Annotated in this window: 6 protein-coding genes; 2 read left to right on the forward strand and 4 right to left on the reverse strand. The window is 65.3% G+C overall.

All coding sequences use genetic code 11. From position 1 onward, the window contains the following. Window positions 1-9 precede the first annotated feature (9 nt). From cobA to AC4FAH_RS04550, 4 genes are all read right to left on the reverse strand, one after another. On the reverse strand, window positions 10-1,215 hold the full coding sequence (cobA, locus tag AC4FAH_RS04535; protein ID WP_054555052.1) for a uroporphyrinogen-III C-methyltransferase: 1,206 nt from the start codon (window positions 1,213-1,215) through the stop codon (window positions 10-12). Window positions 1,216-1,478: 263 nt separating this feature from the next. Next, window positions 1,479-2,756 carry a serine--tRNA ligase gene (serS, locus tag AC4FAH_RS04540; protein WP_043332430.1) on the reverse strand — a complete coding sequence of 426 codons (1,278 nt, stop codon included), beginning with the start codon at window positions 2,754-2,756 and terminating at the stop codon, window positions 1,479-1,481. Between the two features lie 131 nt (window positions 2,757-2,887). Beyond that, entirely contained in the window at window positions 2,888-3,253 is a 366-nt protein-coding gene (gene crcB, locus AC4FAH_RS04545; RefSeq protein WP_197738705.1) for a fluoride efflux transporter CrcB, read from the reverse strand. Window positions 3,254-3,520: 267 nt separating this feature from the next. After that, entirely contained in the window at window positions 3,521-4,405 is an 885-nt protein-coding gene (locus tag AC4FAH_RS04550; protein ID WP_054555055.1) for a hypothetical protein, read from the reverse strand. Between the two features lie 358 nt (window positions 4,406-4,763). On the opposite strand from AC4FAH_RS04550, the gene AC4FAH_RS04555 reads away from it, so the two are divergent. Both AC4FAH_RS04555 and AC4FAH_RS04560 read left to right on the forward strand, forming a co-directional pair. After that, window positions 4,764-8,021, forward strand: coding sequence for an FAD-binding and (Fe-S)-binding domain-containing protein (locus AC4FAH_RS04555; RefSeq protein WP_339842281.1), 3,258 nt, complete (start codon window positions 4,764-4,766; stop codon window positions 8,019-8,021). Between the two features lie 280 nt (window positions 8,022-8,301). Next, window positions 8,302-9,545, forward strand: a 1,244-nt coding sequence (locus AC4FAH_RS04560) for a cation:proton antiporter (protein WP_490245703.1), incomplete at its 3' end; no start/stop codon positions are given.

The following is a 9,545-nucleotide window of genomic DNA, read 5'->3' on the forward strand; positions in this document are numbered from 1 at the left end:
ACGGTCGCTCTAGACCGATACCACATTGGCCAGCGGCGTCGGGTGCTTGCCATCTTCCCACCCCAAGCTGCTGTTGGCATTCGGCGAGAACCACTTGAGCGAATCGTGCAGCTTGACCACATCCCCGACGATGATCAGCGTCGGCGGCTTGAGGCCCTGACCGGCGATCTGTGCCGGCATGTCCGCCAGCGTTGCCACATGCACACGCTGACGCGCGGTGGTGCCCTGCTCGACCAGCGCGATCGGCGTGGACGCAGCCAGACCATTGGCGATCAACTGCTCGCAGATCAGCCCCAGGCTGCCGAGCCCCATGTAGAAGACCAGCGTCTGGGCCGGACGCGCCAGCGCCTCCCAATCCAGGTCACAGCTGCCATCCTTCAAGTGGCCGGTGACGAAGCGCACCGACTGGGCGTGGTCGCGATGGGTCAGCGGGATACCTGCGTAAGCCGCGCAACCGGAAGCCGCCGTGATGCCCGGCACGACCTCGAAGCTGATGCCGGCGCCGGCCAGGGTCTCGAGCTCTTCCCCGCCGCGCCCGAAAATGAAGGCGTCACCGCCCTTCAAGCGCACCACGCGATGCCCGGCGCGCGCGTAATCCACCAACGCCTGATTGATGCCTTCCTGGGGCACGCTGTGATCGCTGCGCGCCTTGCCGACATACAGGCGACGCGCCTCCGGATTGGCCAGCGCCAGAATCTCGTGGCTGACCAGGCGATCGTGAATGATGACATCGGCCTGCTGCAGATGGCGCAGCGCCTTGAGCGTCAGCAGCTCCGGATCGCCCGGCCCCGCGCTGACCAACGCCACCTGGCCCTGCGTGCCCGTGAAGCGGTCCTCCTCCTTCACGGGCAACACCGCCTCGCCTGCCACCAGGCGCGGCGGCAGGCGAACGCTGGAGTCCCGGGGGTGGCTCGGCGCGAACACCATCACGTGCTGCTCGCGCGCATGACGCAGGATGCCGCGATCGCGCCCTTCGCTGCCGGTGGCGACCAGCCATAGCTGGCCGGGGGCCGGCACGGGCAACAGGGTATCGGCAACCTCCCAACCTTCACGACCACACAGGGTCTCCAGCATCGGCATGCGGGCATCACCGTAGACACACAGGTCTGCACCGAGGCCGGCGAAACGCTCGGCCAGCGCGACAGCCTCCTGGCCGCCACCGATCAGGCACAGCTGGAGTCGTGAGGGGTCACAGGAGAGATTGAGAAATTCCATGGGGCACATCCACAAACGCGGCGAGGCTGGGGAGCAGCCTTCGATGGGCCGCATTTTAGAGCATAAGAACCACTCTCTAAAATAACCAATAAGAATAACAACCCTGATGCTACGTTGTAGTCACGCAGAGGAAATAACGAGTGAGGGAATAACGAGTGGTGCGATCGGGTAAGGCCTCTGCTTCCGCGATAAACGAAGGCCCCCGCTTCCATGGGAAAGCGGGGGCCTTGACTACGCGAATCCACTACGGCGATTCACGCACCTCAGACGTTGATGGTTTCCACTCCGCCCATGTAGCCACGCAGCGCCTGCGGCACAGTGATGGAGCCATCGGCGTTCTGATGGTTTTCCAGCACGGCGACCAGGCAGCGACCCACAGCCAGACCGGACCCATTCAGGGTATGCACCAGCTGCGGCTTCTTCTGACCTTCGACACGCACACGCGCCTGCATGCGGCGTGCCTGGAAGTCACGGCAGTTGGAGATGGAGGAGATCTCGCGGTAGGTCGCCTGGCTCGGCAGCCAGACTTCCAGGTCATAGGTCTTGGCGGCGGCAAAGCCCATGTCGCCGGTGCACAGGGTCACGGCACGGTACGGCAGTTCCAGCGCCTGCAGGATGGCTTCGGCGTGGCCACGCATCTCTTCGAGGGCTTCGTCGCTCTTCTCCGCCGCGACGACCTGTACCATCTCGACCTTGTCGAACTGGTGCTGGCGAATCATGCCGCGGGTATCACGGCCATAGGCACCGGCTTCACTGCGGAAACACGGGGTATGGGCGGTGAACTTGAGCGGCAGACTGCCGGCGTCGATGATCTCGTCGCGCACCATGTTGGTCAGCGGCACTTCGGCGGTCGGGATCAGGAAGAAATCACGATCGTCGTTGAGCTTGAACAGGTCTTCCTCGAACTTGGGCAGCTGGCTGGTGCCCATCAGGGAGTCGCGGTTGACGATATAGGGCACGTAATATTCTTCGTAGCCATGCTCCAGCGTCTGCTTGTCGAGCATGAACTGCACCAGCGCACGGTGCAGACGCGCGATGGAGCCATGCATCACGGCGAAGCGTGAACCGGTGATCTTGACCGCCAGCTCGAAGTCCAGCTGGCCCTTGAGCTCACCGAGGTCGACGTGGTCGCGCACGTCGAAATCGAATTCACGCGGCGTGCCCCAGCGGTGCAGCTCGACGTTGTCGCTTTCGTCAGCGCCTTCCGGCACTTCGGCGTCCGGCAGGTTCGGCAGGCTGGCCGCCATGGCGTCGGCCTTGGCCTGCAGCTCATTGAGCTCGGACTTGGCGGCGTCGAGACGCTCGCCCAGATCACTGACTTCTGCCAGCAGCGGCGCGATGTCTTCGCCGCGTGCCTTGGCATTACCGATGGACTTGGAGCGGGTGTTGCGCTCGTTCTGCAGGGATTCCGTCTCGACCTGCAGGTCACGGCGGCGCGCTTCCAGCGCGGCAAAGGCTTCGGTATCCAGCTGATAGCCACGACGTGCGAGGCGCTCGGCAGTCGCTTCAAGATCAGCGCGCAGAAGTTTCGGGTCCAGCATGTGGGAAGGCTCTCTCGTCGGATCACTCAGGCCGCATCGCGGCGCGGAAAGGTTATGCGCACTAGTCTACCTCAGCCATGCCCTGCTTCGCAGCCGCCCAGGCGACAGGAGGGCGTGCCCGGGCACGGGAATCACAGCAGGACGCGTGCGATCTTCATGCCCAGTGCAACCATGCCCAGACACGCCACCACACTGACGGCGACATAGACCAGCCCCGCCAGCATGCGTCCGCTCATCATCAGATTGAGCGCCTCGAGGGCAAAGGTGGAGAAGGTGGTGAAGGCGCCGGTGAAGCCGGCCACCATGATCGCCTGCCAGACGGGGGCCAGCTTGAGCTCCTGGGTCACCCAGATGAACAGGAACCCCATCAGGCAGCTGCCGATCAGATTGACGCCGAGGGTCCCCCACGGGAAACCACGCCCGGCGGCGCCGACGATCCAGCCGCTGACAAGATACCGTCCCAGCGCCCCGATGGCGCCGCCCGCTGCTACTGCCAACCAGGTTCCCATGTGCCTTGTATGCCCCGTGCTCGATTCATTGCGAGTGAGCGCTGGGCAACGCCATGGATCGGCCGCCAGCCACTCTGGCACCCGAGGGTGCCGCCTAGCGCTCCATTGTAGGAAAATCGCCAGCCACGGGGAATCCACGACTCACGAAAGGCAGGTTGAACAAAGCACGACACCCGCGATGCGCGTCCTGACCAATAGGCATTGCGGGTGTCTGAGGGGTGGCTGAGCGCGGAAGACATCAGGCGGCAGAGCGTCTCATTCACTGCCGGGTGACGCACTGCCCTGCTCGATCTCCGCGCGCAGTTGCTCCAGCACATGCTGCCATTGGCGGTGTGCGCCTTCCTTGCCCCCGAGCTGCTCCAGACCGCGTGCCGTCCAGGTGCCGGGGGTGCCGATACGCGAGGCAAGCTCGCCGGGCGGGGTATCGGGGTGGGCTTCCATCAAGGCCAGCGCATCACGCAACTGCGCCATCAGCAACAGTCGCGCCTGGGGGCCGCTCATGCCGGGCACCGTCTGGAACCAGTCGAGCAACGCCTGCTGTTGCGCCATCTGCCAGGCATTCACGCAGACCGCCAGCATGCTGGCCTCGAAGGCCGCTTCATCATCGAAGGCGATGATCTGCCGGACCGCCGGCCCGAGCAGGTCGCGCGTCAGCGGGTCTTCCGGATAGAGCGTGAGGGCGCTCTGCCCTTCACAGACCGCCAGCCCCGTCATCACCCGCACCACTCGCGCCGGCGCGAACCAGCGCTGCAGCTGCTGCAGTGGCACACCGGCCGCCAGCACCATCAGGTGATGATCCTTGCTCAGTGCGTGGCTTTCACGCAGCTCACTTGCCAGTGCCTCGAGCTGCTCTGGCCGCACCCCGACCAGCATGCACAGGCTCGATTCACACACCGCGACGTTGCTTACGTGGCGGATGGCACCGAAACGCCAGCCCAGACGGTGACTGCGCACGTCGTTGCGCGGCGAGAGATGAAATTCCAGATCATGCCGCGAGCGGCCTTCGCGCTGACAACCGCGCGCCAACGCGACCAGCAATGACTCCGCCAACTCCCCCACCCCCAGCACTCCCAATCGCGTGGGCGGCTGGCGAGACTCGCGATGACAGGTGGAGGTCGAGGAATAGGTGGACGATGCCATGAGCTAACTCCTGATGACTCAGCGGAAGAGGGAAGACAGCTTCAAGGGAAGAAACGGAGGGGGCACGCCATGACGGCCTGCCTTGCGATGGCTGACGGTACCACTGAAGCGGCGACTGACGCCTGACAATCGCTCGCAGCATGTGCACATCATCCCCCTTGTTGCTTGCATTCAGGCGCACACACCTTGCTTTGATGACTCCTCACAGCGTAGTCATTCCTCACTCCTTTCACCTGAATTCCCGTCTCGCGAGTGACGCAATGCCGCGCTGGGCTGGGGCCACACGCCCAGCTCAGGTAAGCTTAGGCCCATTGGCCCTGGATGCCTGCCTGACGCGACTCACTGCCCGAGCGAGATCATGACCGAACGCCTGCTGGATATGCCCGCCCCCGTCGATTCCCTCTATCTGGACTTCCTGGCCGCCCTGCGAGATGCAGGCTTTGCCGGTGACATCAGTCCGGACTACGCCAACCGCACCGTGTTGTCGACCGACAACTCGCTCTATCAGGTGCTGCCTCAGGCCGTGGTCTACCCGCGCCATGCCGAGGATGTCCAGCGCATCGCGCGCCTCTCCCACGAGCCACGCTTTTCGGGCGTCACCCTGGCACCACGCGGCGGCGGTACCGGCACCAATGGCCAGTCGCTCAATGACGGCGTGCTGGTGGATGTCTCGCGGCACATGAACCGCATTCTCGAGATCGATGTCGAGAACCGCCGCGTGCGCGTCGAGGCCGGCGTGGTGAAGGACCAGCTGAATGCCGCGCTCAAGCCGCATGGGCTGTTCTTCGCCCCGGAGCTCTCGACCTCCAACCGCGCCACCATTGGCGGCATGATCAACACCGATGCCTCCGGCCAGGGCAGCTGCGAATACGGCAAGACGCGTGACCACGTGCTGGCGCTCGACAGCGTCCTGCTCGACGGGACACGACTGACGAGCCATGCCATCGATGATGCCGAGCTCGAGACACTGTGCGCACGTGAGGATCGCGTCGGTGAGGTCTACCGCACCGCACGCGCGATCGCCGATGAGCGCGCCGAGGAAATCGCCGACATCTTCCCGCCGCTCAACCGCTGCCTGACCGGCTACGACCTCGCCCACCTGCGCGAGGCCGATGGGCGTTTCAACCTCAACAGCCTGCTGTGCGGCGCCGAGGGCACGCTGGGCTTCGTGGTCGAGGCCGAGCTGAATGCGCTGCCCATCGCGCCCTGCTCGACGCTGATCAACCTGCGCTACGCAAGCTTCATGGACGCACTGCGCGACGCCAAGGCGTTGATGGCGGTCGAGGGCAATCGCCCGACCTCCATCGAGACGGTGGATGACACCGTGCTCAACCTCGCCATGCAGGACTTCGTGTGGGACAGCGTCGAGGAATTCTTCCCGGCCAGCGCCGAAGGCACCCCGGCCATCGGCGGGATCAACCTGATCGAATTCAATGCCGACAGCGAAGAGGTGCTGGATGCCAAGGTCCGCGCCTTCAGCGAGCACCTGGCCAGCGATACCAGCGTCGAGCGTCTCGGCTTCACCGAAGCCCGCGGTCGCGCGCAGATCGGTCGTGTCTATGGCATGCGCAAGCGCTCGGTGGGCCTGCTGGGCAATGTCGACGGCGAAGCCCGCCCGCTGCCCTTCGTCGAGGACACCGCCGTTCCGCCGGAGCATCTGGCCGATTACATCGCCGAATTCCGCGCCGCGCTGGATGCCCGTGGCCTGCGCTATGGCATGTTCGGGCATGTCGATGCCGGCGTGCTGCACGTGCGCCCGGCGCTGGACATGAAGGACCCCGCCCAGCAGGCGATGATCCGCGAGATCTCCGATGAGGTCGCCGCCCTCACCCACAAGTACGGTGGCCTGCTGTGGGGCGAGCACGGCAAGGGCGTGCGCTCCGAGTACTCCCCTCGCTTCTTCGGCAGCCTCTACGGTGCGCTGCAGGATGTGAAGGCGGCCTTTGACCCGCACAACCAGCTCAATCCGGGCAAGATCGCCTCCCCGCGCCTGTCAGTGGCGCTGGTCGAGGATGCAGGCGCGAGTGACGCTGGCGCCAGCGAAGGGGGCAGCGAAGGGGGCAGCGAAGAGGGCAGCGAGAGCGGCAAGCGTGATCACGCTGACAGCGCCGTCGAGGCCTTCGACCCCCGCTTGATGCGTATCGATGACGTGACCATGCGCGGCGATCTCGACCGTCAGATCGATGAGCGCGTGTGGCAGGAATACGCCAGCGCCGTCTACTGCAACGGCAATGGCGCCTGCTACAACTACGACCCCAACGACGCCATGTGCCCGTCGTGGAAGGCGACTCGCCAGCGCATCCACTCGCCCAAGGGGCGTGCCAGCCTGATGCGTGAATGGCTGCGCCTGGAAGGCAACGCCGGCCGCGACGTGATCGCCGAGGCCCAGGCCGCGCGTACGCCGGGCCTCAAGGGCACCGGCATGTGGCTGGCGCGTCTGCCGGCGCGCATCAGCGCCTCGCTCAAGGCGCGGCGTGCCGGTACCGCACAGGCTGAGGGTCAGTCTGACGCCAACTTCGACCAGCAGGTCTACGACGCCATGTCCGGTTGCCTGGCGTGCAAGTCCTGCGCGGGCCAGTGCCCGATCAAGGTCAACGTGCCCGATTTCCGCAGCCGCTTCCTTGAGGTCTATCACCATCGTTATCAGCGTCCGCTGCGCGATTACCTGATCGGCAGCCTCGAATTCGTGCTGCCGTGGGCCGAGCGCGTCACGCCGCTCTATAACGGTCTGCTGACCAACAAGCTGGTCAGTCGTCTGCTGGAAGGCCCGATCGGCATGGTCGATGCGCCGCGCCTGTCACGCGCCAGCCTGCGCAGACAGCTCAAGAGCTGGGGCGTGTCCGAGGCGACGCCGACCCAGCTGGGCCGTCTGACCGAATCCCAGAAGGCCAGAAGCGTGATTCTGGTGCAGGATGCCTTCACCAGTCACTTCGAGGCCCAGCTGGTGATCGACATCATCGAGCTGCTGTCGCGACTCGACATCCATGTCTTCGTCGCGCCCTTTGCCCCCAATGGCAAGCCGCTGCAGGTGCAGGGCTTCACCGGCGCCTTCCAGCGTACCGCACGTGCCCAGGCCGAGCGTCTCAAGGCGATCGCCGACTTCGGCGTGCCGCTGGTCGGCATCGACCCGGCGATGACCCTGACCTATCGTCAGGAGTACGTGAAGACCCTCGGCCCGGACGCGGTGCCCGACGTCCTGCTGCTGCAGGAATGGCTGATCAGCCTGCGCAAGCTGCTGCCGGTCGGCGTCACCAAGACGGTGCTGGGCAAGATGGACCCGGGCATGAAGCTTCTGAGCCACTGCACCGAGAGCACCAATGCCCCGGGCTCGGCCAAGGCCTGGCAGCAGGTCTACTCCGCCTTCGGTCTCAAGCTCGAGACCATCGCCACCGGCTGCTGCGGCATGTCCGGTACCTACGGCCACGAAGCGCGCAATCTCGAGACCTCGCGTGCCATCTATGACCTGTCGTGGAAGGCCGTGGTCGAAGACGACGCCAATCAGGGCAAGCTGGTCGCCAGTGGCTATTCGTGCCGCAGTCAGAGCAAGCGTTTCTCCGGCAGCCAGTTGCCGCATCCGCTGCAGGCATTGCTGCCGCTGCTGCGTCGCGCCCAATGAGTGATCGCGTCTGCCCGACGCCATCACGCGGGCACGACAGAGAAAGGAAATGAGGAGAGCGCGATAAGGCAACGCGACGTTGCATACCACGGAATCAATCGCTAGGCTGCGCCCTTTCGGCCTGCCGCGCGGCAGCTGAGTGGCCCTTGCCCCTGCTTCAAGCCTGTGCAGACAAGCAGGGGCAAGGGCCACTGACAGACGGCTGAGACACAACGAAACGATGAGCGGTGACCGCAACAGTGGCACCGCTCATTTTCGCTGACTCCAAGGAAGACACCCGATGACCGAACCTGCTCTGGCCCTGACCCTGATCGGTCTGATGGCCCTCGGCTGCCAGTGGCTGGCCTGGCGCATGCGTCTGCCCGCCATCCTGCCGCTGTTGATCGTCGGCATCCTCGCCGGCCCCGTCACGGGTTGGCTGAAGCCGGATGAGCTGCTCGGCGATCTCTTGTTCCCGCTGGTCTCGCTGGCGGTGGCGGTCATCCTGTTCGAGGGCAGCCTGACGCTGGACTTCAAGGACCTGCGCGGCCATGGCCATATCGTCAGGCGACTGGTCACCACCGGCGTGGTGATCACCGGCGTGATCGGCACCGTGGCCGCCCACTATCTGCTCGACATGCGCTGGGAGATGGCCGCCGTGCTCGGCGCCCTGCTGGTGGTGACAGGTCCGACGGTGGTGATGCCATTGCTGCAGACGCTGCGCGCGCGCGGCAACCTGACCCAGATCCTGCGCTGGGAAGGCATCATGATCGACCCGGTCGGCGCGCTGCTGGCGGTGCTGGTCTATGAGTACGTCGCGCTCGGCATGACCGGCAATGCGGCCTCGCATACCCTGTTGCTGTTCGCCCAGACGGTGGGCCTCGGGCTCGGCATGGGGGCACTGGGTGGCTGGTGCTGGGGGCTGGTGCTGCGTCATTTCTGGCTGCCGCAGAAGCTGCACAACTTCGGCACCCTGATGGTGATGCTGGGGCTGTTCGCCATCTCCAACACCCTGTTCCATGAATCCGGCCTGCTGACCGTCACCGTGATGGGCGTGTGGCTGGCCAACATGCGCGGCGTGCCGACCCAGCAGATCATCGAGTTCAAGGAGACCCTGACGGTCCTGCTGATCTCGGGACTGTTCCTGCTGCTGGCGGGGCGCCTGACCGTCGAGCAGCTGTCCCTGCTGTCGTGGCCGGCGTGGATCTTCCTGGCGGTGTTGATGTGGGTCGCACGCCCCCTGACGGTCTGGCTGTGTACCCTGGGCAGCGGGCTGACGCTGCGCGAGAAGGCCCTGCTGGCCTGGCTCTCGCCGCGCGGCATCGTCGCGGCGGCAGTCGCCTCGCTGTTCGCCCTCAAGCTCGAATCCCAGGGCATCGAAGGCGCCGAGATGCTGGTGCCGATGACCTTCCTGGTCATCATCGGCACCGTGGTGGTCCAGAGCCTGCTGTCGCGTCCCATCGTCAAGGTGCTGGGCGTCGGCGAACCGCCGCCCTCGGGGTTCCTGATCCTGGGCGCCAACTCGGTGTCGCGCCAGGTCGCCCG

Source organism: Cobetia sp., from assembly GCF_983723665.1.

What these genes read in the sequence shown, in the direction of transcription:
- AC4FAH_RS04550 (WP_054555055.1), bottom strand. Translation starts at nt 4,405, where the DNA reads ATGGCATCGTCCACCTATTCCTCGACCTCCACCTGTCATCGCGAGTCT.
- cobA (WP_054555052.1), bottom strand. Translation starts at nt 1,215, where the DNA reads ATGGAATTTCTCAATCTCTCCTGTGACCCCTCACGACTCCAGCTGTGC.
- AC4FAH_RS04555 (WP_339842281.1), top strand. Translation starts at nt 4,764, where the DNA reads ATGACCGAACGCCTGCTGGATATGCCCGCCCCCGTCGATTCCCTCTAT.
- serS (WP_043332430.1), bottom strand. Translation starts at nt 2,756, where the DNA reads ATGCTGGACCCGAAACTTCTGCGCGCTGATCTTGAAGCGACTGCCGAG.